Annotated in this window: 23 protein-coding genes; all 23 read right to left on the bottom strand. The window is 67.9% G+C overall.

Annotation, left to right across the window (positions count from 1 at the left end; translation table 11 throughout):
• Positions 1–3: 3 nt before the first annotated feature.
• Entirely contained in the window at positions 4–825 is an 822-nt protein-coding gene (gene mdcE / locus AAHB16_RS22990) for a biotin-independent malonate decarboxylase subunit gamma (RefSeq protein WP_342052077.1), read from the bottom strand.
• A complete protein-coding gene (locus AAHB16_RS22985; RefSeq protein WP_342052076.1) occupies positions 822–1,673 on the bottom strand; it encodes a biotin-independent malonate decarboxylase subunit beta in 852 nt (283 codons plus the stop codon). The genes mdcE and AAHB16_RS22985 overlap by 4 nt, the downstream gene beginning before the upstream one ends.
• Entirely contained in the window at positions 1,670–1,990 is a 321-nt protein-coding gene (locus AAHB16_RS22980) for a malonate decarboxylase subunit delta (protein WP_342052075.1), read from the bottom strand. Before AAHB16_RS22980 ends, AAHB16_RS22985 begins: the two co-directional genes overlap by 4 nt.
• 2 nt (positions 1,991–1,992) lie before the next feature.
• Entirely contained in the window at positions 1,993–2,892 is a 900-nt protein-coding gene (locus AAHB16_RS22975) for a triphosphoribosyl-dephospho-CoA synthase (RefSeq protein ID WP_342052074.1), read from the bottom strand.
• Positions 2,892–4,550 carry a malonate decarboxylase subunit alpha gene (gene mdcA / locus AAHB16_RS22970; RefSeq protein WP_342052073.1) on the bottom strand — a complete coding sequence of 553 codons (1,659 nt, stop codon included), beginning with the start codon at positions 4,548–4,550 and terminating at the stop codon, positions 2,892–2,894. The genes AAHB16_RS22975 and mdcA overlap by 1 nt, the downstream gene beginning before the upstream one ends.
• A 146-nt stretch (positions 4,551–4,696) precedes the next feature.
• The gene (locus AAHB16_RS22965) at positions 4,697–5,608 is read right to left on the bottom strand and encodes a LysR family transcriptional regulator (protein WP_150375683.1); all 912 of its coding nucleotides are present in this window, start codon (positions 5,606–5,608) and stop codon (positions 4,697–4,699) included.
• 134 nt (positions 5,609–5,742) lie between these two features.
• Positions 5,743–7,965: a gamma-glutamyltransferase family protein gene (locus tag AAHB16_RS22960; RefSeq protein WP_342052072.1), complete on the bottom strand. Its 2,223-nt coding sequence runs from the start codon at positions 7,963–7,965 to the stop codon at positions 5,743–5,745.
• Between the two features lie 137 nt (positions 7,966–8,102).
• Positions 8,103–8,861: a DUF4410 domain-containing protein gene (locus AAHB16_RS22955; protein ID WP_342052071.1), complete on the bottom strand. Its 759-nt coding sequence runs from the start codon at positions 8,859–8,861 to the stop codon at positions 8,103–8,105.
• A gap of 120 nt (positions 8,862–8,981) precedes the next feature.
• Complete coding sequence (locus AAHB16_RS22950) at positions 8,982–10,292, bottom strand: ATP-binding protein (RefSeq protein WP_342052087.1); 1,311 nt, start codon at positions 10,290–10,292, stop codon at positions 8,982–8,984.
• Positions 10,292–11,005 carry a response regulator gene (locus AAHB16_RS22945; protein WP_342052070.1) on the bottom strand — a complete coding sequence of 238 codons (714 nt, stop codon included), beginning with the start codon at positions 11,003–11,005 and terminating at the stop codon, positions 10,292–10,294. Before AAHB16_RS22945 ends, AAHB16_RS22950 begins: the two co-directional genes overlap by 1 nt.
• A gap of 23 nt (positions 11,006–11,028) precedes the next feature.
• Positions 11,029–11,334, bottom strand: coding sequence for an EF-hand domain-containing protein (locus tag AAHB16_RS22940; RefSeq protein ID WP_150375691.1), 306 nt, complete (start codon positions 11,332–11,334; stop codon positions 11,029–11,031).
• A gap of 79 nt (positions 11,335–11,413) precedes the next feature.
• The gene (locus AAHB16_RS22935; RefSeq protein ID WP_342052069.1) at positions 11,414–12,364 is read right to left on the bottom strand and encodes an SPOR domain-containing protein; all 951 of its coding nucleotides are present in this window, start codon (positions 12,362–12,364) and stop codon (positions 11,414–11,416) included.
• Between the two features lie 171 nt (positions 12,365–12,535).
• Complete coding sequence (locus tag AAHB16_RS22930; protein WP_342052068.1) at positions 12,536–13,651, bottom strand: oxamate carbamoyltransferase subunit AllG family protein; 1,116 nt, start codon at positions 13,649–13,651, stop codon at positions 12,536–12,538.
• Between the two features lie 12 nt (positions 13,652–13,663).
• Complete coding sequence (locus AAHB16_RS22925; RefSeq protein ID WP_150375697.1) at positions 13,664–14,929, bottom strand: amidohydrolase/deacetylase family metallohydrolase; 1,266 nt, start codon at positions 14,927–14,929, stop codon at positions 13,664–13,666.
• Between the two features lie 87 nt (positions 14,930–15,016).
• The gene (locus tag AAHB16_RS22920) at positions 15,017–15,721 is read right to left on the bottom strand and encodes an ABC transporter ATP-binding protein (RefSeq protein WP_150375699.1); all 705 of its coding nucleotides are present in this window, start codon (positions 15,719–15,721) and stop codon (positions 15,017–15,019) included.
• Entirely contained in the window at positions 15,708–16,490 is a 783-nt protein-coding gene (locus tag AAHB16_RS22915; RefSeq protein WP_150375701.1) for an ABC transporter ATP-binding protein, read from the bottom strand. Before AAHB16_RS22915 ends, AAHB16_RS22920 begins: the two co-directional genes overlap by 14 nt.
• Positions 16,487–17,539 carry a branched-chain amino acid ABC transporter permease gene (locus AAHB16_RS22910; protein WP_150375703.1) on the bottom strand — a complete coding sequence of 351 codons (1,053 nt, stop codon included), beginning with the start codon at positions 17,537–17,539 and terminating at the stop codon, positions 16,487–16,489. The genes AAHB16_RS22915 and AAHB16_RS22910 overlap by 4 nt, the downstream gene beginning before the upstream one ends.
• Positions 17,536–18,408, bottom strand: a complete 873-nt coding sequence (locus AAHB16_RS22905; RefSeq protein WP_150375705.1) for a branched-chain amino acid ABC transporter permease — start codon at positions 18,406–18,408, stop codon at positions 17,536–17,538. Before AAHB16_RS22905 ends, AAHB16_RS22910 begins: the two co-directional genes overlap by 4 nt.
• Positions 18,409–18,440: 32 nt before the next feature.
• Positions 18,441–19,619, bottom strand: coding sequence for an ABC transporter substrate-binding protein (locus tag AAHB16_RS22900; RefSeq protein ID WP_150375707.1), 1,179 nt, complete (start codon positions 19,617–19,619; stop codon positions 18,441–18,443).
• A gap of 55 nt (positions 19,620–19,674) precedes the next feature.
• Complete coding sequence (locus tag AAHB16_RS22895) at positions 19,675–20,304, bottom strand: SRPBCC family protein (protein ID WP_342052067.1); 630 nt, start codon at positions 20,302–20,304, stop codon at positions 19,675–19,677.
• A gap of 10 nt (positions 20,305–20,314) precedes the next feature.
• Positions 20,315–20,836, bottom strand: a complete 522-nt coding sequence (locus AAHB16_RS22890) for a (2Fe-2S)-binding protein (RefSeq protein WP_342052066.1) — start codon at positions 20,834–20,836, stop codon at positions 20,315–20,317.
• On the bottom strand, positions 20,833–21,651 hold the full coding sequence (locus AAHB16_RS22885) for an FAD binding domain-containing protein (RefSeq protein WP_342052065.1): 819 nt from the start codon (positions 21,649–21,651) through the stop codon (positions 20,833–20,835). The genes AAHB16_RS22890 and AAHB16_RS22885 overlap by 4 nt, the downstream gene beginning before the upstream one ends.
• Positions 21,648–24,068 (bottom strand): xanthine dehydrogenase family protein molybdopterin-binding subunit, encoded by a 2,421-nt coding sequence (locus AAHB16_RS22880; RefSeq protein WP_342052064.1) that lies wholly within the window; start codon positions 24,066–24,068, stop codon positions 21,648–21,650. Before AAHB16_RS22880 ends, AAHB16_RS22885 begins: the two co-directional genes overlap by 4 nt.
• Between the last annotated feature and the right edge of the window lie 323 nt (positions 24,069–24,391).

Genomic DNA, 24,391 nt, shown 5'->3' with positions numbered 1-24,391 from the left:
CGGTCATCCGCGCCACTGCGCGGCCAGGCATTCGCGTACGCGCGACGACGCCTGCCGGTTCTCGCCGCCAAGCCTGCCGCGCAGATCGCGATGCGGATCGGCCGCGATATCGGCCAGCGCCGCGTCGATCGTGCCGCGCACGGCAGCCAGATCGTCCGCGGTCGGCGCGGCGGCCTCGGCCACGGGAATCGTCTTCCACAGCAGCCCCAGCGATGCATAGTTGTCGATGTCGTAGGCCATCGGCGGCACGGTCGCGGCGAACGCTTCCAGCGCCTCGACCGAACGCATCGTGATGCGCGCGGCCGCTTCCTTGCCCATCGCGTGCACCTGCACACCGCTATCCGCCAACGCCAAAAGGCGATTCGCCTGGTAGCCATGCGCGAGGAACGCGCCGGACATCGCCTTGCCCACGAGCAGCGCCACGACCGGATGACCGCCGAGCCGCGCGGTGGCGTACGCATCGGCCGCGCTCGCCAGCGACTGATGAATGCCGAACGCCTCCTCGCGCCGGCCATAGGCCTGGCTCGGCGTATCGACGATCGCAACGATCGGCCGCTTGACCGCGGCATCGCGATCGGCCGCCACGACCTCCTGCACCGCGCGTGCGAGCGACCAGCCTTCGAGCAGCCCCACTTCACCGCGACGCGCGCGCGGGAACGCACTGTCCGCATCGGGCACCACGGCGATAAAGCGGGCCGGCGCGCCGCCTATGCGCGTATCGACCACCTGCACCGAACGCGGGAATCCCGCAACGCGCGGCGCGTTGGACGTCAGTGCCGCGAGCCACGCTTCGCCGCGCTGGCTGCCTGCTGCATCGTTGCTCATGATTGACCTCCTTGCCCATACAGCTTGCGCACCGTCTTCGGTTCGGGTTGGGACGATGCATCGTAATCCGCGAGCCGATGCAGATAGTCGTCCTGCCGGCGGCTGCGCACGTCTTCACTGGCCGGCTGGCCCACGAGCGTCGCCACGGCATCGCGCATGGCGGCCGAGTCGTCGTCCACGTACACATCGGCCAGCCCCGTGGCCAGCCGTTGCTCGCCACCGGTAAAGCTCCAGATGAACGGCCGGTCGCGCGAATCGTATTCGGCGATGCCCGCTTCCTGCTCGATCACGGCGGGGCCATTCAAACCGAGGCGGCCCTCGCGGGTCATCACGAGCTTGCTGCAGAGTCCCGCCGCGATCGACATGCCGCCGAAACAGCCCACCGTACCCGCGATGACGCCGATGACGGGTTGATAGCGACGGAGATCGACGATCGCGGCATGGATCTCGGCAATGGCCGCGAGCCCGAGGTTCGCTTCCTGCAGCCGCACGCCACCGGTCTCGAACAAGATGACCGCACGCGTGGCGATGCCCTGCCGGTTGTCTTCGGCCGCGAGCTCCAGCGCGCCGGCGAGCTTGGCACCGCCGACCTCGCCAAGGCTGCCGCCCTGAAAGGCACCTTCGATCGCCAGTACCACCGTCGGGTGACCGCCGATCGTGCCCTTGGCCACGATCACGCCGTCATCGCCTTGGGGCACCACGCCCTGGCGCTCGAGCCACGGCGATACCAGCCCATCGAACGGACCGGCGAGTTCGCGGAACGAGCCCGGATCGAGCAGCGCGCGCGCCCGTGCGCGCGCACCGAGTTCGACGAAGCTTTCGCGCGACAGCAATGCGGTCTGCGTCATGATGCCTCCTTGCCGGACGGGTTCGCCGCCAGTTGCTCGAACGCTTCGGCCAGCCGCATGCCCACCACGCCGGGCGTCGCGCCGAAGTCGTGAATGCGGATGCGCATGGCCGCGCGCGGCTCGGCACGGAACACGCGCGACAGCTGCGCGTCCCAGACCTTGCCGTAGCCATCGACCGACGTCGTGACGTCGATCGCCGTCTTGCCGGACTCTCCCGGCTCGATCAGTACCTCGAGATCGCCGGAACCGACCACGCCCACGAGCACGCGGTGCGTCGCCGGGTCGCCAGCGGGATATTCGAACTGGAGTCGTTCCATCATCAATCTCCGTGAATGTCGTTGCACCGCACGTCATCATGCGAGGACAGGCGGTCCAGGAATAAGGTGGCGGCCAGCAGGTCGGCGGCACCGCCGGGCGACGCACGCCGCGCGAGCATGCCCGCTTCGAGCGCGCGCAACTGCCTGCGTCCGCACACTGTGCCCACGCCCCCCGCCTCCAGCACCGCGGCCGCGCCGGCCTGCATATGCGCAAGGCCTTCGCGGCCCGCGCGCGCCAGCACGCAGGTATCGTCGAGCGTGGCCATGATCGCGAGCAGCGCGTTGAGGCGCGCGCTCGGTTCCGCGTCGCCGCGCGCGCGGCTCGCGTGCAGCGTCGGCAGTCCGTGATGCATCACGTGCGGAAACCCGGCCTCCGCCTGCCCGCGGGCACCGCTCACGCCGTACACACGGCATGCGAGTTCGCCCTTGTTGCCCGTATGCGCGGGGCGATGCCGGTCCGCGTGGCCGGCGATGGCCGCCGCGATCGCCGCCACCGTGCGCGCGTCGTGCGTCGATGCCAGCGCCGCGGCACCGACCAGCAGCCCGAGGCACCAGATCGCGCCGCGATGCGTATTGATGCCGCGCGTCGCGGCCATCATCGTGACTTCAGCCTCGCGGCCCAGCGCGCCGAGCCGCTCTCGCAGCGACTGGTCGGGTACGCCCGCCTCCAGTGCGGCGGCGGCCATGGCCGCGAACGCGGGCCGCAGGCTATGGGCGGACGTGCGCATGAGCGCGAGCGTCAGGTCCGTATGCGCGCCGCTGCCGCGCGCGTCGACGAGCCCCGGCTTGGGCGCAAGCGCCGCCTCATCGAGCAGCGCGCCGACGGCAAGGCTGGCGAGCATCGAGGCCCGCAGCGGCGGCGACAGCTCATCGGCAACGGGCTGCAGCATGGGCGTTGCCATTACCAGCTCCTGAAGCGTGCGGGCGGCTCGTACAGTCCGCCCGACCATTCGACGAGGTCGGCCATGCTCTTGGCGGCGAGCAGCGAGCGCGTGGCCTCGCCGCGATGCACGCCGAGATCTTCGGGCAGCGCGATCAGCCCATCGCTACGCATCTGGCGCGTCGTGGCCGGATCGTGGCGCAGGCCGATCGGCGTGACCCCCGCCACCGCGGCAATCATCCTGCGGCGCTCCTCGAGCGAGCGCGCCTTGTACAGATAGGCGATACCCTCTTCGGTCAGCACATGCGTCACGTCGTCGCCATAGATCATCACGGGCGCGAGCGGCATGCCGCTGTCCTTGGCCACCTGCACGGCGTCCATCGACTCGACGAACGTGGGCTTGCCGCCGGCCTGGAACGTTTCCACCATCTGCACGACGAGTTTGCGGCCGCGCGCGAGCGGATCGTCGGTCTCGATCAGGTCCAGCCACGCCGGCGTGGCATGGCGCCGGCCGCCGGGGTTGTGCCCCATGTTCGGCGCGCCGCCAAACCCCGACAACCGGCCTCGCGTGACCGTCGACGAATGACCGTCACCGTCGATCTGCAGCGTGGAGCCGATAAACAGGTCCACCGCGTACTGGCCCGCCAGCTGGCAGAACGCGCGGTTGGAACGCATCGAGCCGTCCGCGCCCGTGAAGAACACGTCGGGCCGCGCGGCCACGTAGTTCTCCATGCCGAGTTCGCTGCCGAAGCTGTGCACGCTCTCGACCCAGCCGCTCTCGATGGCGGGAATCAGCGTGGGATGCGGATTGAGCGTCCAGTACTTGCAGATCTTGCCCTTGAGGCCGAGCTTCTCGCCGTACGTCGGCAGAATCAGCTCGATGGCCGCGGTATTGAAGCCGATACCGTGGTTCAGCGACTGCACGTTGTGGCGCTCGTAGATCCCGCGGATCGCCATCATCGCCATCAGCACGTGCACGGGCTTGATCAGGCGCGGGTCGCGCGTGAACAGCGGTTCGCAGAAGAACGGCTTGTCCGCCTGCACCACGTAGTCGATCCAGGACCCCGGGATATCCACGCGCGGCATGTCGGCGGGATCATCGACGATCTCGTTGACCTGCGCGATCACGATCCCGTCGCGGAACGCGGCCGCCTCGACCAGCGCCGGTGTGTCCTCGGTACTGGCCCCGGTATAGAGATTGCCCTCGCGGTCCGCCTTGTAGCCGGCGATCAGCACCACCTGGGGCGTCAGGTCGACATAGAGGCGCGAGTACAGCTCGATATAGGTGTGAATGGCGCCGACTTCGAGCTGGCCATCGGCCAGGAACTGCGAGATCCGCAGGCTCTGGGCGCCGGCATACGCGAAGTCGAGCTTGCGGGCGATACCGCGCTCGAACAGGTCGAGGTGCTCCACCCGGCTCACGCTGGGGATGATCATATGCAGGTCGTGGATCCTGCCCGGATCCACTTCCGCCAGCGAGCGGGACAGGAAATCGGCCTGCTTCTGGTTATTGCCCTCGAGCACGACGCGGTCGTGCGGGGCGGTGACGGCCTCGAGAAACGGCACGATATCGCCGGTGGGCACCACCTTGCCGTCGGCAAAGCGGGCGCCCAGCGCCTGGCGGCGGCGCTTCTCGGCGCGGCGCGTGTCCCATTGTCTGTTTGCGGTGAGCGTTGGCATCGCGTCTCCATGGACTGCATGTACTGTCGATGCAATCCAAGATACTCACGCGCCGCCCGGCGAACAATGACGCACTGCGTCGAATCGTTAACCTCGGCGGAAACGCCCCGGGCGCCCTTAGGCGGAACGTTAGGCGGAACCTTTCCCTAGCGGGCGATCCGGGTCATGCGGCACACCGCCGCCAGCGCCAGCAGGTTCGGATCGCGCTCGCGGCGGCGCAGGAAGCTGAGCCCGATGGTCTGCTTCATCCCGAACTCGGCCGTCAGCGGAATCAGCGCCACGTTGCCCGCCGCCATGTCGCGCACGCGGCCCGGCAGCAGCGTGTAGCCGATGCCCCCGCCGACGAGGTTCATCAGCGAGAAGATATCGCCGACCTTCATCACGATATTCGGCTCGAAGTCCGCGATGCGGAACGCCTCGACAAAGCCGCTCGACGTCACGAACCCCTCGCCCAGCGACACGAACGGCTCGTCGCGGCACAGGCGCAGATCGACGGCTTCCATCTGGGCATAGCGGGAATCGGCGGGCGCGGCGAAGAAGATGTCGTCCTCGAACAACGGAATGGACTCGATCTCGGGGTCGGGTTCGGGCATGCCGGCCAGCGCGGCGTCGATCGCGCCCTGCTTGAGCTTGTGCAGCAGGTCGGCGTTGGAGCCGAGCACGAGTTCCGCCTGCAGGTCCGGCCGGCGCGTCTTGATGCCGATGACCACCTGCGGCACCGTGCGGATGGTCAGCGAGTACAGGGAGCCGATCTTGAGCTGGTCGGCCGAATAGCCCGCCGCCTCGCGCGTGACGCGGATGCCGTCCGCCATCGCCTTGAGCACGTCGCGCGCCACGTCCGCCAGCACGTGCGCAGCCTCGGTCGGCAGCAGGTTGCGGCCCTCGTGCCGGAAGAGCGCGCAGCGCATGCCTTCCTCGAGCGAATGCAGTGCACGGTGCACGCTGACGGTGCTCACGTCGAGCGCCTCGGCGGCCTTGGCCAGGTTGCCGGTCTCCATGAACGCGAGCAGGGCCTCGAGCTTGCGGAAGGTGATTTCTTCGCTGATACGGCTTGGCATGGGCGGCAGGGGGATGAATATCGCCCAATGATAGCGGACCGGTAACCGCTTTGACCCGCAATGCTGCCGGGGGACACCGCAAAAAAAACCGGCCCCGCAAAGCGAGGCCGGCTTTCGTCGCACGTCGAGATCGGTCAGTAACCGTTCGCGGCGCCGTTGCGGCGGTTGTCGGCCGCCCCGCTATACACCGGGAAGCCATTGCCGTCATACGAGACGGAGATGCCGCTGAGGCCGCTCGTCAGCCCCGTCACCTGCGCGGTGCTGGTCGTGTTGCCGTACGTCGCGATCAGGTTGGCCACCTGGCTCGCGATCGGCTTGCCGCCCTCGAGCTGCGCAATGCCGTTCTGGCCCGTGAAGTTGTCCGCGTTGATCGCGGCCTGCAGGTCCATGCCGTAGATCTCGTGGCCAAGGAACGTCTTCACGATGTAGTCGGGGATCGGACCGCCGCCGGCGGAGCCCCAGACCAGCCGGATCCGCCCATCGGCATCGAACGCGATCGACGGCGAGATCGAGCTGCGCGGACGCTTGTTCGGCGCGTATCCGTTCACGTCGAGGCCCGGCGTGCTGGCCGAGAAGTTCGACATCGCGTTGTTGATCATGATGCCTGCCGCCTCGATATGCGCGCCCCAGTGCGTGTTGATCGTCGTGGTCATCGACAGCGCGTTGCCGTAACCGTCCACGATCGCCACGTTGCTCGTGGTGTTCCAGTCCTCGGCGTGCAGCGCTGCGCCGTTTGCATCGGCCTTCGCCAGCATCGTCGAGCGCACCGTCTTTACGCCCTTGAGCGTCTTGCTGCTGACCGCGGCCATCGTGTCGTAACCGGTCGGATCTGTCGCGGCGAACGCGGCGATGCCGTCGGCGGTGCCGCCCGCCGGCACGGTGCCGATCGCCGTACTCGTGATGAGCGCGGCGCGCGCGTCGAGGTAGGCCGGGGACAACAGCGTGTTCACGCGGGCATTGACGTTCGAGAACGCCGGGTCGCCCACGATATTGCGGCGGTCGGCGTTGGCCAGCCGGCTGCCTTCGGTCACCAGGTGCAGGTAGTCCGTGCCGTTGAACGCGGTGGCCGCCACATTCTTGCGCTCGAGCAGGCCGAGGTTGTACAGCTGGACCACGCCACCGAACGACGGCGACGGCTGCGTGTAGATAGTGAAGCCGAAGCGCGTGCCCACCAGCGGCTTGCGTTCCACCGCGTGATACGCAGCGAAGTCGGCCGCCGTCATCAGGCTCGGGATCCTGGCGACCGTGCCCGCCACTGACGGGGCGGCCGTGGTGCCGGCGACCGGCAGCGTGGAGTAGCACGGCAGCTGGCCCGTGGTGAGCTTGGTGATGATCGCCGGAGCGATGGTGCCGGCCGGATCGTAGAACGCTGCCGCGCCACCGTCACGCACGGTCGTCATCGACGCCGCGAGTTCCGGGTTCCTGATGATCGTGCCGACAGGCAGCGGCTTCTGCCTCGCCGCATCGGCCGGATCGCAGTAGCGTGCGTTGATGTCGGGATACTTGCAACGCGCGGCGCCCTTGGCCGTGCCGGCGGAATTCACCCAGGCCGACACCGCCGTACCGGCCGTCACCGGGTTGCCGTCGTCGTCGTATTCGCCGGAGTCCGAGTACAGCGTCTCGTACATGTACCGCGTCATCGGGAAACCATCGGTCGCCAGCTTGATGGCGTCGTCCCACAACCGGTTCCACGCGGTCTTGCCGTAGAGGTTGTGCACCATGTCGAGCACCGAGAGCGTGCCCGGCACGCCGACCGCGCGCGCGGAGATATTGGTGTTGCCCTGCTGCGACGAGATACTCGCGTTGGCCACAAGCCCGGACTTGCAGACGTTGTAAGGCGCGGTCGTCGAGACGTCCTGCGCCGTGGCGCGATAGATATCGGCCACGCCGCCGGTGGTCGCGGGCGACGACGAGAAACCGTCGAACGTGCGCACCTGCTTGCTCGTGGCGTCGTAATACGTGATCACCGTACCGCCGCCGATGCCCGAAGCGAACGGCTCGGCCACGCCGAGCACCGCCTGCACGGCAATGGCCGCATCGATCGCCGTGCCGCCATTGGCGAGCACCTTGCAGCCGGACGCGGAGGCATTCACGTCGGCCGACGTCACCATCATGTTGGTTCCCGTGATGCCGACCGTCTGACCGTAGGGGGCACCTGCCTGCTGGGTGCATAGCGAGGGATCGAACTTGACGCTGCGTACCGGTGTGGAGGGATCGGAGGGGGTGGCGGGGGGGCTGGCAGGGGGGGCAGTACCGCCGGTACTGCTTGTCGGCGGCGGATCGGAATCGCCACCACAGCCCGCGACGGCCATTGCCAGTACGGTCCCGATCACGAGACCTTTCTTCGTGGATTTCACTACGTACTCCCGTTTGAGTGTGAAGGTTCTTGTTCTTCTTCTACGGGAGAGCGTAAGCAACGAACGTGCCGTTTGAAAACATCCGTTGCTTACAGCGTATTTCGCCAAGCTTGCGGGCGCATCGCAATTCTGATTTGTCACATCGTGATGCTACGCGTCCAGCCGTTCGAAGCGGTGTCGGTCACGACCTGCCTCGCGATCGCATCGGCGAGCCGCTTTGCGTCGGCCGAGATGGTGTCGTGCCTGACCTCGGAGGCACCATGCACGCCCGCACCGGCCGCGGCGGACATGGCCACGTGGCCGGCCAGCGCGCCGACACCAGCGGTTTCCGCGACGCCGGGCATATGGCCGCTGTCGGCGTTCGACGTGAAGTGCTCGAGCGACACCGGTGCGCCATCGGCGGGCTTGTACAGGACCTGCACCGACGCGCCCACGTCGCTCTTGCCGGCGCCGAGGCCGATCAGCAGACGGCGGCGCGACTTGCCTTCGTCGATCTTGTCGAAGTCGCCCGTGAGGATCAGCGCGTTGACGCCGGCGGGAACGGGGCCATCCAGGCGTTCGGCATTGAGACCCTTCGCGCGGAGGTCTTGCACGATCTCGTTCGCCACGGCTTCGCGCGCCTGCATCACGGCCTGATATTGCTGGTCGGAGGACGACTCGCCGGTGGCCATGTTCGCCACCTTCTTCACCATGCCGCTGTCGAGGCGGACCATGCCGGTGGTGGCGACGAACGGCGTGACGTAGATGATGTCGGCATGCACGGGCGCAGCGAAGGGCGCGCGATTGACGTCGGCGGTCTGCGCGCTGGCGCAGCCGGTCATGAGCATCGTCGCGGCGGCGGCGGCGGTCAGTACGACGATCCTGGCTTGCTTGAAGAGGCGGGTGGTGGTTTGCATGATGATCTCCGGGTCTGGTTTCGCCGCGGTGGTCGCGACGTCGTTTGCTTGGGACCCAGTATGGAAAACACGCGACCAACTATCCAGCCATCAAGTATGTCGACACATGTCACGGAGATTTCACGGCGCGGGCAGCGCCACCACGGCCTCCATGCCACCGCCCTCGCGCGCGCGGAAATGCAGGGTGCCGCCGTGCAGGCGCGCGATGCGATCGACGATCGCCAGCCCCAGCCCCGTGCCCTTGGTCTGCGTGCGCGCGTTGTCGCCGCGGCTGAACGGCTCCTTGAGCCGCTCGAGCGCTTCCGGCGAAATGCCGTTGCCGCGATCGCCGACGGCGACGTACGCCGTGCCGTCCTCGCGCCACGTGCGCACCGCGAATCCGCTCTTGCCGTAGACGATGGCGTTCTGCATCAGGTTCATCAGCAGCCGCATCATGCTGATGGGCCGGAAGGGTACTGGCGGCAGATCGCCGAGCGTCAGCGCGAAATCGTGGCCAAGGCCCGCGAAGTCCGATGCAAGCTGGCCGACCAGCGCGTTGAGATCGCCGGGCTCCGGCGCCTCGCGCTCGCCGCTGCCCGCGTAGTCCATGAACTGCTGCAGGATCGTGTCGATCTGGTCGAGGTAACCCTCGGCGGAGGCGACGAAGTTGTCCTCGGCGCCACGCGGCAAGGACATCGCCATGGCCAGCCGCAGCTTCGTCAGCGGCGTGCGGATATCGTGCGAGATACCGGCGAGCATCAGCGCGCGCGTCGCTTCCGCCTGCTGCAGCGACTGCAGCATCTGGTTGAACGCGTGGCTCACCTGCGCGATCTCGGTCGGCCCATCGGTGGGCTGAGGCGGCGGCGCGCGGCCGGCACTCAACTCGCGCGCGGCACCGGCCAGCGTCTGGAGCGGGCGGTTCAGGTAACGCTGAAGCAGCAAACCCGTCAACGCGGCAAGCAAGGCGAGCCCGAGCGAGAGGAACAGCGTGGTCGTGATGCCACTCGCCTGTGCGTCGGCCGTCATCGGCAGGGCCACCCAGCGTGGCTCTCCGGCCACGTGCACGCGAATCCAGAGGCGTTCGATCTCGCCGCTCTCCCATCGCACGGGCATATCGGGCGGCAACTGCGTGCGCAGCGCGCGGACGAACGTCTCGCGCTGCCAGGTGCCGAAAAAGTGCGAAAGGCCCTGCCCCCGGTGCGGAGACTCGCCCGGTGTCTGCGTCTGCGCGCCGAGTTTCGCGGCCACCGCCTGCCCGGCATCGCGGGGCATCGCGACGAGCACCGTGTCGAGCGTCCTGACGTAGTCGGCGAATATCGTGGCGGCCCGCTCGATGCGGGGACGCTGCACGAAATGCAGCAGCACGGTGAGCGAACACAGTTGCGTGAACGCGACCAACGCCACCAGGAGCGCGATATTGCGTGCGAGCAGCGACCGCGGCAGCAGCCGCATCATGCCTCCACGCCGGCAACCAGCATGTATCCGACGCCCCACACCGTCTTGACGAAGCGGGGCTTGGACGGGTCTTCCTCGATGATCTGCCGCAAGCGCAGGATCTGGACGTCGATGCTGCGATCGAGCGCGTTATGGTCGCGGCCGCGCGCGCGGGCAAGCAGGTTGTCGCGGCTGACCGGCCGGTTCGGCGACGAGCCAAGCGCATGCAGCAGCAGCATCTGCGCCGAGTGCATTTCCACCGGTTCGCCGCCGCGCCGCAGCGTCTGCCTGCCGACATCGAATTCGAAGTCCCCGAAGCGTAGCGTCTGCGACGTGACGGTGGGATCGCCAGCCGCCATCTTCTGCCGTCGCAGTAGCGCGCGGATGCGCGCGACCAGTTCGTCGGGCAGGAAAGGCTTGGCCAGGTAATCGTCGGCGCCGGTCTCGAGACCGAGCACGCGATCGACGGGATCGCCCTTGGCGGTCAGCATCAGAATCGGCAGCGTCTGCCCTTCCGCGCGCAGGCGGCGGCAGACGGACAGGCCGTCCTCGGGCTCCATCATCAGATCGAGCACGAGGAGGTCGTACGGTTCGCGTTGCAGGTAGCGGTCCAGCTGCTTGCCGTCGGCGACGGTCCGCACGCTGAAGCCGTGGCCCGTCAGGAAGCGCTGCAACATGTTGCGGAGCTCGGCCTCGTCGTCGAGCACCATGATCTTGTTCGCCTGCTCCATGCGCGTCTCCCGGTGCGAGTCAGCTATCGACTCATCATCTGCTTCGCCATGAACGCCTCGATCTGCGGCAGCGTGATATAGCCGGCGCGCTGCGTGTCGATCTCGTCGAAGTGCCGTGCAACCATCGGCATCCCGGCCGCTGCCTGCTCCCGCGTCAGCTTGCCGTCGCGGGTCGTGTTGGCGTTGGCGAAGCGCGACTGCAGTTGCTGCTCGGCGCGCTCCATGCGCGGATTCGGCGCGGCGGGGGCCGCAGCCGGCTGCGGGCTGGCCTGTGCATAGGCACCTGCCGAAACAATACACAAGAAAAGTGCGGCAATCATCCGATTCATGATGGACTCCGTGGGGTGGCCGACATGGCCGGCCGGGGTGAAATAGGGATAGGTCAGGAGAGCGCGGGAGCGCCCGGTATCAGGCGTAGTGCCCAGGTACCCAGACGCGGCCGATCCAGTGGCCCGGAACATAGACGGCCACGCGTGCGGGTGGCGCCACATACACGACGAGCGGCGGGGGCGGCGCGACATATACGACCTTCGGTGCCGGCGCCACATAGACGACCTTGGGTGCGGGCGCCACGTAGACGGGGGGCTTCGGCGCGGCCGGCGCATACACGGTGACCGGCGGGAGCACGTAGGGCGTGGCGGGCGGAGGCGGCGGAGGCACCACCACCGCGGGCGCCGGGGCGACGGCGACCGTTGCGCCGACCGTGGTCACGCCGCCGGTCGCCACGACCGCGGTGGTGGTGCTGCCCGTCGTCACGACGCCGCCGTGCACGACGGTCGTGCCGCCGCCGGTGGTCACGACGCCACCCGACATCTGCGTCGCGCTGCCGCCGTGAACGACCGTGCCGCCATTGCCGCCCGTGACGGTGCCGCCGCGGTAGCAGGTGTTGCCGGCGCAGCTGGTCGCGGCCGAATGGTTGTAGGTGTTGCCGTTGCCGGTGGTGACCGTGCCGTTCGAGCTGTACTGCCCCGGTGCCTCGCGTGTCACGCTGCCAGACGTCGTGGCCGAGCGGCCATCGGAGCCGGTGAGGTCGCCCGTATGCGAACACGTGCCGCCGGCGCAGCTTGTCGATCCGTCGTGCTGCACCTGGCGGCCATTGGGGCCGATCGCGGTGCCGCTGTTCGAGAACTGGCCCGGCGCGGTCCGCGTGACGGCGCCCGTGTTGGTACCGATGCCGCCGTACGGGCCGATGGCGCCGCCGGCATGGTTGCAGGTGCCGCCGCCGCACGAAACGGCATGCGCGCCGTTGTACGTGCCGTGCGGGGTGTAGGCCGTGCCGTGACCGGTCCAGCTGGCGAACGCGGGGGTGCTGGCGATGACGAGCGTCGCGGCGGCGGAGATGAGCTTGAGCGATTTCATGTGAACTCCTTTCGGTTCGGATCTGCACCGCCGCGGTGGCGCGGTGCCGGTGACGGGACGAACTATAGAAGTCGGTCCGCGCGATCCAAACCCGAAAGGCATGTCACGGTGTTACACGCCGGGCTCGTGACATCGGGCGACATATTTGCCCGATGCGCCGTGCATCAGAGGCTACCCGAACAGCGCGGATGGGGGCGCGTAGAAACCGCGTCCGATCAGCCCCGCGTCGCCCGCCTCGTCGAGGATGGCGAGGTTCACGATTGGCACGCATGCGGCCTCGCGTGCGCGGCCGGCATCGACGATGCCCGTGACCGCATCGGTCACGCTCGCGCGGCGCGTCGCGAGGTCCGCCGGCAACCATTGCTGCCAGTCCGCGCGCAGTGCCGGCGCCAGCATCAGCGCCTGCCCGCCGAGTCCGCCGAAGTCGATCACCGCGCTGTCGCCGATCGCGCCGAGCGCGACGGTCGCATCGTGGCCCGGCAGACGAATACCGACCGGCGGCGCCGCGGGTACCGTCTGCCATGCCGCCGCGCGATGCAGACGCATGCCGAAGTCCACGCCGTTGCCTCCCGCGGCGGCGATGCCGGACGCCTGCCTGCGCAGATGCCAGCATGCGGTCGCCATCAGAATCGGCAGTACGAAACCCGCATTGGCGCCGACGACGGCCAGCGCCTCCGGCTTCAGGCCCGCGAGCGCGGTGACCAGCGCCGCATTGGCCGCAACCGTGCGGCCGTGACAGTCGTCGCCGTTGGCAAGCGCCTCGGCAATCAGCGGTCCCATGGCCACCGCATGTTCGCGCAGCCAGCCGTCGAGTGCGTCCAGGCCGCAGGCGGCAACCGCCGCGAGACGCGTTTGCGCCGCGGCGTCGCGGGTGCCGAAGCGTAGCGCGGGCGGCGGTCCCTCGATCAGCGGCGCATAGGCGACGGACGCGCCGTCACCCACGACTGCAAGCGGCATCGACGCCGACACCACCTGCGCGAGCGGCGTCGCCACGCCGTAGTCCTGCGCGGGCGCCAGCGTGACGTCTCCACCGGCCAGCAATCGCCCTGCCGCTTCGGCGTCCGGGGCAAGCCCCTCGAACATCACGGCCTGAATCGCCGCATTGCGTACGGGCGCCGGCACGGCCGCCGCGCTGGCATACGGCGGTCCCGCATGCAGCAGCACCGTGCGCGGCAGATCGGGCAGCACCGCGTCGCGGCGTTGCACGCCACGCCATAGCGCTGCCGCATACGGACGCGCGTACAGGCGCGCGAGGGCGTGTGCAGCCGGGTCGGCAGTCGTGGTCATCGTGGACGCTCCTCAGGCAGCTTGCGCCAGCGGCAGGATTGGCGATTGCGCGTCGAAGCGCCGACCCGCGCGCAGACAGAAGCTCGGCGAGAGCCAGCGGTCGGTCACGACCTCGGTGCCTTCGTTGTCGCGCATCACCCAGCGGCCACGCGCATCGTCGAGGACGCTCACGTCCGCCACGCCGCCCACCTTGAGCACACCGAGTTCGCCTTCCATGCCGATCATCTGCGCGGCGTTGCGCGTAACCATCGCCACCACGTGCTCGAGCGGCAGGCCCAGCGCGATCATGCTCGTCATCGCGGAGACCAGGCCGAAGCGCGAATTGCCCTTGAACAGATGGTCCTCCTCGTCCGGATGATGGTCGGGCGTGCCCGGCGGCGCGGGCACCGACGTGTTGTAGCCATGCATGTCCGCCCCGAGCGTATCGGGAATGACGCCCGCATCGAGCACGATGCGCGCGGTCTTGAAGCTGAAGTGGGAGCCGTGGCCGACGTCGATCTTGAGCCCGCGCGCGATCGCTTCCGGCACCAGCGGATGCAGCTTGCCGTCGATCTCCACGAAACCGCCCGGATGGCGGCTGAACGGGTGCGCGAGGATGTCGCCCGGTTTCAGCATTTCCACCACCTGGTTGAAGATCGAATCCGGATTCACGGCGCGGCCGCCGTCTTCGGGTTTCGGCCACAGCTGACCGAAGTGGATATAGACGGGCAACTGCGATTCGCGCCCGATACGCGTGGCAATGCGCATCACATCGACACCCCATCGCGCAAAGCCGCCAATCTCCGCATGGGCCTTGAGTCCGCGCACGAGGTCGCGATTGCTGCGCGCCGACTTGACCGTGGCATCGACGTCGAGGCACTCGGGCCGATACAGCTCCGGATAGTAATGGCCCTCCAGCCCGCCGACGAGATAGGCCGAGAGAAAGGCCAGCACGCGCGTATGCGAGGGCTGCGCGACGTACTGTCGAAAGCCCGGCAACGTGATGCAGCTTGGGCCGCCCTGATCCACCAGCGTGGTCACGCCGGAATGCACGCCACACATGTCGGCATTGAGGCCGAAGCGGCCGGTCACGCCTTCGTACACGTGGGCGTGAGTATCGATGAGCCCCGGCAACACGAGCTTGCCCCGGCAGTCGATCACTTCCGCGTCGCCGGCCTGCGCCGCCAGGTCCGCGCCGATGGCCGCGACGGTACCGCCGTCGATCAGCACATCGAACACGCCATCGCGTTGGCTGGAGGGGTCGATCACCCGTCCGCCCTTCAAAAGCTTCTTCGTCATGTGAGGTGAGTGTGCATTGTGGAGCGTTGATTTACGTGGCATACCTCATATTTGTGGCGAGGCAGCCCCCGGAATGGCGCGCGGACGTCAGCCGCCCAGATACGCGCGCCGGATATTCGGGTCCGCCAGCATCTTGTCGGCCGGCCCTTCATTGACCACGCGCCCGTTCTCGAGCAAATACGCGCGGTCGCACATTTCCAGCGCGGCGTAGGCGTTCTGCTCGACCATCAGCACCGTGGTGCCTTCGCGGCGCACTTCCAGAATCAGGTCGAAGATCATCTCGACGAAGTTCGGCGCCAGGCCCAGCGACGGCTCATCGAACATCACGAGGCGCGGCCGCGCCATCAGCGCGCGCGCAATCGCCAGCATCTGCTGCTCGCCGCCGGACAGTGTGCCCGCCGCCTGCTTCAATCGTTCACGCAGCCGCGGAAAGCGATCGAGCATGCGCTCGCGATCCTGCCGTACACGATTGCGATCGATGCGGCGATACGCGCCCATCTCGAGGTTCTCCGCCACCGTGAGCTGCGGGAAGACACGCCGGCCTTCCGGGCAGTGCGCGACGCCGCGCTCGATCACCGCCGCGGCCGATGCCCCGGAGATCTGGTGGCCGTCGAACGTGATGCGGCCATGCACGAGCGGCTCGAGGCCGCTGATCGCGCGCAGCGTCGTGGACTTGCCCGCGCCGTTGGCGCCGATCAGCGTGACCAGTTCGCCTTCGCGCACCTCGATCGAGACGCGCTCGACGCCGACGGCCGGGCCGTACCGTACAGAAATCTGTTCAACCTTGAGCACGTTTGAGCCCCGATCCGAGATAGGCCCGGATAACTTCCGGGTCCTGCTGAATATCCGCCGGCTTGCCGGTTGCAATGCGCTTGCCGTGGTTGAGCACCACGATATGGTCGGAGATCGACATCACCATATGCATGTCGTGCTCGACCAGCAGTACCGTCACACCGCTGTCGCGAATGCGCCGGACCATCGTCTTGAAGGCGTCCGTCTCCGACGGGTTGAGACCGGCCGCGGGCTCGTCCAGCAACAGGATGCGCGGCCGCGCCGCGAGGGCAATCGCCACGCCGAGCAGCCGTTGCTCGCCATAGGCAAGGCTCGATGCCAGTTCTTCCGCGCGATGCGCAAGACCGACGAACGCGAGCAGTTCTTCGGCGCGGGCACGCAGCGCGCGTTCCTCTTCGCGGACGCGGCGGCCGCGCGTCAGCGCCTGCCACAATCCCGAACGGCCCTGCAGATGCAGCGCGGTCAGCACGTTGTCGAACACCGTGCAGCCGGGGAACACGTTCGTGCGCTGAAAGCTGCGAACAAGCCCCAGCTCGGCGATCTTCTCGGGCGGCAGTCCCACCACGTTGCGGCCGAACACGCGAACCTCGCCAGCGGTCGGGCGCATATAGCCCGAGATGGCGTTGAATGTCGTGGTCTTGCCCGCGCCGTTGGGTCCGATCAGGCTGACGATCTGTCCCTCCTCCACGTCGAAGCTCACGGTGTCCATCGCCTTGAGACCGGCGATGTCCATCGTCACCCCACCCAGCGTCAGTACGGCCGCGCTCATGCTTCGTCTCCCTTTGCCGGCACCGCCATGGCGATCGGCGAGGCCACCGCCGTCGGCCGCGCGCGGCGGCGCAGCCTGGCGAACGCCGGCACGATGCCGCGCGGCAGCAGGATCAGGATCACGATCATCAGCGTGCCGTAGAGCATCCATTGCATTTCGGGAGCCATCACGCCGCGCAACGCTTCGGGCATCAGCCCGAAGATCAGGCCGCCGACGACGGGGCCGGCCAGCGTGCCCTTGCCGCCCGCGATCACCATGATGACCATCGTGATCGTGAACATGAACATGAAGACGTCCGGGTCGATGATCTGCACGGTATGCGCATAGAGGCCGCCCGCCGCACCCGCGATGCCGGCCGAGACCAGCGTGGCGATGCGCAGATAGCGCGATGCCTCGATACCGATCGAGCGCGCCAGCGTTTCGTTCTCGCGCAGCGCGACCATCGCGCGGCCCACGCGGCTGCGCACGATCGCCGCCACGGTGAACCATGCAACGGTTCCCGCCGCGAGCACGAGCCAGTAGCGCGCCGCCTTGGTCGTCAGGTCCATCACGCCCTGGCCGGGGACCCACATCGTCAGCGCGGGAATGTTGTTCAAGGCCATCGGACCCTCGGTGAGGTCCACCCAGTTCAGCGCGACCATGCGCATCACCTGCGCGAAGCTGATGGTCACGATGACGAAATACGCGCCGCGCACGCGGAATGCGAGCTTGCCGACGAGCCAGCCCGACAGGCTGGCCATGGCGATACCGGCAACGAATGCCACCCAGACCGGCTTCGGCGCCACGACGAACGGCGTGTCGAAACCGTAGATCGATACGTCGAAACCCAGCGAGAGCAGCGCGCTGGTATAGGCGCCGATGCCGAAGAAGGCCACGTGGCCAAGGCTTAGCTGCCCCGTATAGCCGAGCAGCAGGTTCAGGCTGATGGCCGCGACGATGAAGATGCCGCACGAGGCCATCACCGACAGCACGTAAGGGTCCGGCCAGAGCACGGGCAGCAATGCGAGCGCCGCGACACAGGCCAGCGGCGTGAATCTTGCGAGAGTCATCCCACACGCTCCTTGGTGGAAAACAGGCCCTGCGGCCGCACGATCATGACGATCAGGATGACCAGGAATCCGATGGCATCGCGGTACGCGGTGGACACATAGCCCGCGCCGAACTCCTCGACGAGGCCCAGCGTGAACCCGCCCAGCGCGGCACCCGGCAGATTGCCGAGGCCGCCCAGGATCACGATCGCGAACGCCTTGAGGCTGGCCAGATCGCCCATGGTCGGATTGACCACGAACACGGGCGCGAGCAGCGCGCCGGCCACCGCCGCGAGCGACGAGCCCAACGCGAAGGTGAGCGTGTACATGTACGGCACCTTGACGCCGACGATCTCCGCGGCGTCGCGGTCCTGGAACGTCGCCCGCATGGCGAGACCCAGCCGCGTGCGCTCGATCAGCAGGTAGAACAGTCCCAGCAGCACGACGGCCGTGCACAGCACGAACAGGCGAATCGGCGAAACGGATACGAGCCCCAGCACGAGCGGCTCCTGCGAGAACGGCGACGGCACCGCCTTGGCGACACCGCCCCAGAGCAGCAGTTCGCCGTTCTGCATCACGATCATCACGCCGATCATGATCAGCATGATCTCGTCCATGGCCGCGAGGTTTCGCCGCCGCAGCAGCACGTACTCGATCAGCGCGCCCACGGCAAAGCCGCCGACGGCCGCGAGAATCAGCGAGCCGAAGAAATTGAGGCCCAGCACCGATACCACCGCGTAGGCGATATAGGCACCCAGCGCATAGAGCTCGCCGTGCGCGAAGTTGACGACCCGCATGATGCCGAAGATCAGCGTCAGGCCGATGCCCAGCAACGCATAGGTCGCCCCAAGCACGAGTCCGTTCAGCGCATGCTGCAGGAACGATTCCACTGTGTTTCCCCTGTCCGTGCGTGGCTGCGGTATTACTTCACCGCGACCGCGCCATCCTTGAGCTCGACCACATAGATGTTCGGCTCGGCCTGGCCGCTTTCCTTGCCGGCGGGGCCCTCCTTGATAAACGCGATGTCGCCGTTCACGCCCTTGAGCTTGACCTTCCACAGCGCGTCGCGGATGGCGGCCGGCTCGGCCTTGCCGGCCACGCGGATGGCTTCGGCGATGGTCAGGATGGCGTCATAGCCGCGGAAGCCTTCGGTCTGGCCAGCGAAGTCGAGCTTGCGCGCGTTCCAGCCTTCCACGAAGTCCTTTGCCACTTCCGGATACTTCGCACGTTCCACGGCCCACGGCGCGAAGAACAGCAGATGCTGGCTCGCATAGCCCTTCGGGCCCGGCGTCTTCAGCAGCGGCTCGGGGAACGAGCCGCCGGTCGTGATGATGCGTTGCGGCAGGCGCTGCTCGGCCGCCTGACGAATCGCGAGCGTCAGCTGCTCGATGCCCGACGTGACGATCAGCGTGTCCGCGCCCGTGCTCTTGAGCGAGGCGAGCTGCGCCGACAGGTCGGTGGCGTCGGGCGCCATCGTTTCCGTGCGGCCTACCGCGATACCCTTGCCTTCGAGCGCCTTGCGGAACTCGGCGGCGGCACCGAGACCCCAGTCGTTGTTGACCGACAGGAAGTCCACCTTCTTGATGGCGGGGCTGAACGAGGCGAGATGCCTGGCGAATGCCGCGGCTTCCATTGCCGACGTCGGGCTCGTGCGGAAGATCCACGGATTGCCCGCGGTCGTGATCTTCGTCGACGACGCGGTCTCCACGACCATCGGCACGCCATACTCGACCAGCTTCGGCATGACGGCGAGCGTGAACGTGGAGCTCCACGCGCCCATCAGCACGGGCACCTTGTCCTTGAGGATCAGCTTCTCGGCCGAGTTGACTGCTTCGCGCGGGTTCGACTTGTTGTCCTCGATCACCAGCTCGATCTTGCGGCCCAGCACGCCGCCACGGCTATTGATGACGTCCGCCGCGATGCGCGCGCCGTTGGTCACGTAGGTGCCCGACGCGGCCACCGCGCCGGTCAGCGGCTCGGTGACGCCGATCTTGATCGTTTCCTGTGCCTGCGCGGACGACGCGCCGTAGGCGAGAACGCACGTGGCCACCAGAGTGGCGGCATGACGGATGGGGGCGCTGCGCTTGCTGCGGATCCACATGGGGATCTCCTTGTTCGAGATGAGACAGGACGATGGGTTACTGCAAGGGATGGAATCAGGCGGCATTCTTGCGGCCGCGCCACCACTGGCGCAGCCATGCCTTGAACACGCTCCACAGGTCGATGGAGGCCGACGCCGGCGCGGGTGCCGCGACAGCGGCGACAGCGGTGGGCGCACCGAGGGCCGCCTCCGCGCTCGCCGTGCGCGCGGCAACCTCGGCGACCATCGGCGTCTCCGCGGGCAACGCCGCCTGCAAGTTCGCCGCAAACTCGCGCGTCAGCTGTTCAGCCAGCGCCCGCACGATGCCCTCGCGGCTGAACTGCGCCAGCGCGCCCGTCACCGTATAGTCCACGGCCACGACGACCTCGGTCCCGGTGCCGGCCGGCTGCAGCGCGAACCGCGCCACTCCCTTGACGCGGCTTTGCGTCTTGCCATCCACGGCCGACCCGCTGAACGCGCCACTGCGGGCAGCGGCGTCCTGCTCCAGCTCGCCCTGCCCCTTGAAGCGCGCGGCGATCGGGCCGAGCTTGACTTGGAACAGCAGCGGCACCTTGTTGCCTTCCACCGCCGCATCGTCCGGAATGGACGCACCGGGCAGGCAGTTGACCAGCAGGCGGACATCCTGGAATGCCTGCCATACGGCGTCGGGCGCGGTAGACAGCGTGAAACGTTGTTCGATTTCCATGCAGCGCTCCTCAGGCGAACAGTTCGGGTTGCGCACGGCGCTCGCGCAGCACGCGCTGGATGGCGCGCACGATGCCGATATATCCCGTGCAGCGGCACAGGTTGCCCGCCAGTTCTTCCTGAATGCGCGCTTCGTCCGCGTCGGGCAGGCGCAGGACGATGTCCCGCGCGGTCATCAGCATGCCGGGCGTGCAATAGCCGCATTGGAGCGCGTGCTCCGCCGTGAAGGCCCCGCGCAGCTGCGCCATCACGGCGTCGTCGTCGAACGCCTCGAGCGTGCGCACCGCCTTGCCGACGAAGCGCACCGCCGATTGCAGGCACGACCGCTGCGGCGTGCCGTCGATCTCCACCGTGCACGCGCCGCACACACCGTGCTCGCAGCCGATATGCGTGGCCGTCAGGCCGCAGTGGTCGCGCAGTGCGTCGGCCAGGTGCGTGCGGTCCTCGATCTCCAGTGCGTACCGGCGACCATTCACGTCGAGGTCGATGCGCGTCGCGCGGACTTCCGGAAAATTCAGTTCAGGGGCGCTCATTCGGTGGTCTCCATATCCATGACGACGCGTCGCAGCATCTCGGCAAGCTGGGTGGCACGCGCGGGATCGACATCGACGCCGGCATCCGCGAGCCATGCGGCACGCTGCGAGGCATTCGAGAGCGAAGCAATCAGGCCCGCGCCTTCGAACACGCGCGGAGCGCCATCGAGCGCGCCGATGACGAGGCGCTCGACACCGAGCGCGGGATCGCGCAGCGCGCACACGAGCGCATGCGCGAACTCGCCGGTCTTGCGGCAGAACTTGCGATACGACCATTGGGCTTGTGCGGACAGCCGCGGCACGCTGACGGCGGTCAGGAGTTCGCCTTCGGCGAGCTGCGTCTCGAACGCGGCCAGCATGAAGTCGGCTGCGGGGACCATGCGCGCGCCATCGGGGCCTTCGAGCCGCAGCGTCGCGCCAAGCAGCGGCATCGTGCTGACCCAGTCAGCCGCCGGATCGGCATGGCACAGGCTGCCGCCGATCGTGCCGCGGTTGCGCACCGCGCGATAGGCAATACCGCGCGCCACCGTGGGCATCAGACCGCGGCTCGGGTCCGGCAGCCTGCCGTCCTCGAACGCCGCGTGAGTACACATCGCGCCGAACACGATCGCATCGGCGTCCTCCCTCACCGCGCGCAGTACCTCGATGCCGTCCAGATCGACGAGCATCTCTGGCTGCGCGAGCCGCAGGTTCAGCATCGCACCGAGCGACTGGCCGCCGGCGATGGGCTTGCCGCCCCAGCCGGCGTCGCGCAGCGCGCTTGCCGCGGCGTCGATCGAAGTGCCGCGCTCCAGGCGATAGGCAACGGCTTTCATTGCGCACCTCCCTGATGGGCGGCGACCCGCGCCTCGGCCAGCGCGGCGAGCACGCGTTCCGGACTTGCGGGGCATTGCGTCAGTTCCGCGCCCAGCGCATGCAGCGCATCGTTGACCGCGTTGATAATGGCGGCCGGCGGAGCGATGGCGCCGCCTTCGCCCAGCCCCTTCTGGCCGTACTTGCTGTGCGGGCTCGGCGTTTCCATATGCAGCAGCTTGAGCGCGGGCATTTCTCCCGCGCCGGGCAGCAGGTAGTCGGCCATGGTCGAAGCCAGCGGCTGGCCTTCCGTATCGAAGGGCATCTCTTCGTAGAGCGCCGTGCCGATACCTTGTGCAAGGCCGCCGATGATCTGGCCATCGACAATCAGCGGGTTCAGCAGCACGCCGCCGTCCTCGCAGATCGCGTAGTCGAGCAGCGTCACCTTGCCGGTGGCGGTATCGACCTCCACCGCGCACGCGTGCGTGGCGTAGCTGAAGGTGCCCGTATCGGGCTGGGTCTTGTATCCGGTTACCACTTCGAGCCCGCCCGGATCGACGCCGGCCGGCACCTTCTGCGGCGCGCGATACCAGGTGTGGGCGATCTCGGCGAGCGACATGCCCGTCGGTTGACCGGGTTCCCGCACAACCCCGTCGATCAACTGCAGGGACGCCGCGGGCTTGCCGAGCACGCCGGCCGCAATGCCGATCAGGCGCTGGGCGAGCAAATCGCACGCCGCGCCGACGGCGCCGCCGGCCATCACGGCGCAGCGCGAGCCCCAGGTGCCGGTGGAGTACGGCGAGACCGCCGTGTCGCCATGCACCACGCGCACACGTTCGATCTCGATGCCGAGCACCGTGTGCGCGACCTGCGCCATCGACGTTTCCATGCCCTGCCCATGCGAATGCACGCCGAGCCGCAGTTCCAGCACGCCGTCGGGGGTGATGCGGGCCGAGCATTGTTCGTGGCCGGGCACCATCGGGATGCCCCAGCCGTGATAGACCGAGGTGCCGTGCGCGCCCTGCTCGCAATACACGGACAGGCCCAGGCCGATACGCGTGGTGCCGCCCGCCGCATTGACCTCGCGCTGCCGCGCGCGCCAGCGTTGCCAGTCGAGCGCGGCCACCGCGCGCGTCATGCTTTCCGCGTAGTCGCCGGAGTCGAACAGCTTGCCGGTGATATTGACGAACGGCATCGCGCTGGCCGGCACGAGGCTGCGCGCGCGCAGGTCGTAAGGCTCCATGCCGAGGTCGCGCGCGGCCGCGTCCATCATCAGCTCGATGGCAAAGCACACACCGGTGCGCGCGACACCGCGGTAGGGCAAGATGCCGGGCTTGTTCGTCGCCATCGCGCGCGAGCGGCAGACATATCGATCCATCGTGTACGGGCCGGGCAGGATCGACGCCACCTGCGACGCTTCCAGGCAGGCGCTGAACGGATATAGCGAGTACGCGCCGGAGTCCACCATCGCCTCGCACTCGATGCTCACGAGGCGGCCGTCGGGCTCGACCTCGATGGCGATGTCATACGCATGCTCGCGGCAGTTGGCATTCGCGCTCAGTTGCTCGCGGCGGTCTTCGAGCCAGCGGACGGGGCGGTTCAGATGGCGCGCGAGCCAGGCGCAGCAGACTTCCTCGGGCAGCAGCAGCCCCTTGTAGCCGAAGCCGCCGCCGACGTCGGGCGAAATCACGCGTACCTGGCCTTCGTCGAGGCCCAGGCACTCGGCCAGACCGGTACGGTTGATATGGGGCACCTGCGCCGCGGAGTACATCACGAGCTGGTCGAGGCGGTGGTCCCACCAGCAGAGCACGGCGCGGCCCTCCATCGGCATCATGCACTGGCGCGCGGTACGAAGCTTGCGGTGATAGCGACGTGTGTTCGTTGCCGACGGCGTGTCGCCGCCCTTCTCGCCCTTCTCGCCTTTCTCGATGCGCGTCTCGACGAACACGTTGTCGCTCCACGCGTCGTGCACGCGCGATTCGGACGTATCCGCCGTGTTCATGTCGGCCAGCACCGGCAGCTCGTCGTAGTCGACCTCCACCTGCGCGGCGATATCCTCGGCACGCGCCCGCGTCGGTGCGATACACGCGGCCACCAGTTCGCCCACATGGCGCACCTTGTCGCTGGCAAGCGGATGCTGCACCGAGCGCTTGAAGCCCGGCAGGCCCGCGGCGGCGAGGATTGGCGCCACGCCCTGCAGATCGGCCATCGTGTACACCAGCGATTCGAGGCCCGCCGGCTTGTGGATGGCGCCGAGGCGCGCGTGGGCGACCGGGCTACGCACGAAGGCGACGTCGAGCATGTCCGGCATGCGGATATCGCCGACGAACTGTCCGCGGCCAAGCAGCAGCCGCTGGTCTTCCTTGCGCGGCACGCGCTCGCCGATGCCCTGGGCACGGACAACGGGCGCGAGGTGATCCCTGGAGGTTGGAGCGTTCATACGCGGGGGCGTCTTGTTGTGTGGTCCCGGCTTTCGCCAGCTGTGCGCTGCATAAAGCAACGCGTGTGCCACCGCGCACGCCTGGCGCGCCATCACATCGCGCAACCCATTGATCCGATTGATAAAATTCCACTGAATAAATATGTGCCATACCCCCTATCTCGCTAGAATGCGAGGGACGCCGCGACGTCCGCGCACCAACTTGAGTCGCACCCTGACGCATAAATGGGGCATGCCACATATTTCATGGTGCGCGAAACCACCTTACATGTCGTAATTTCCCGAAATACTCCGACATATGGGCTGCGGCGATACGTGGCATA

Source organism: Cupriavidus sp. OTU4054 (assembly GCF_038440175.1).
Lineage (GTDB): Bacteria > Pseudomonadota > Gammaproteobacteria > Burkholderiales > Burkholderiaceae > Cupriavidus > Cupriavidus pauculus_D.
Note: the sequence above shows the minus strand (reverse complement) of the source record. Positions and strands in the feature narration are given on the sequence as shown.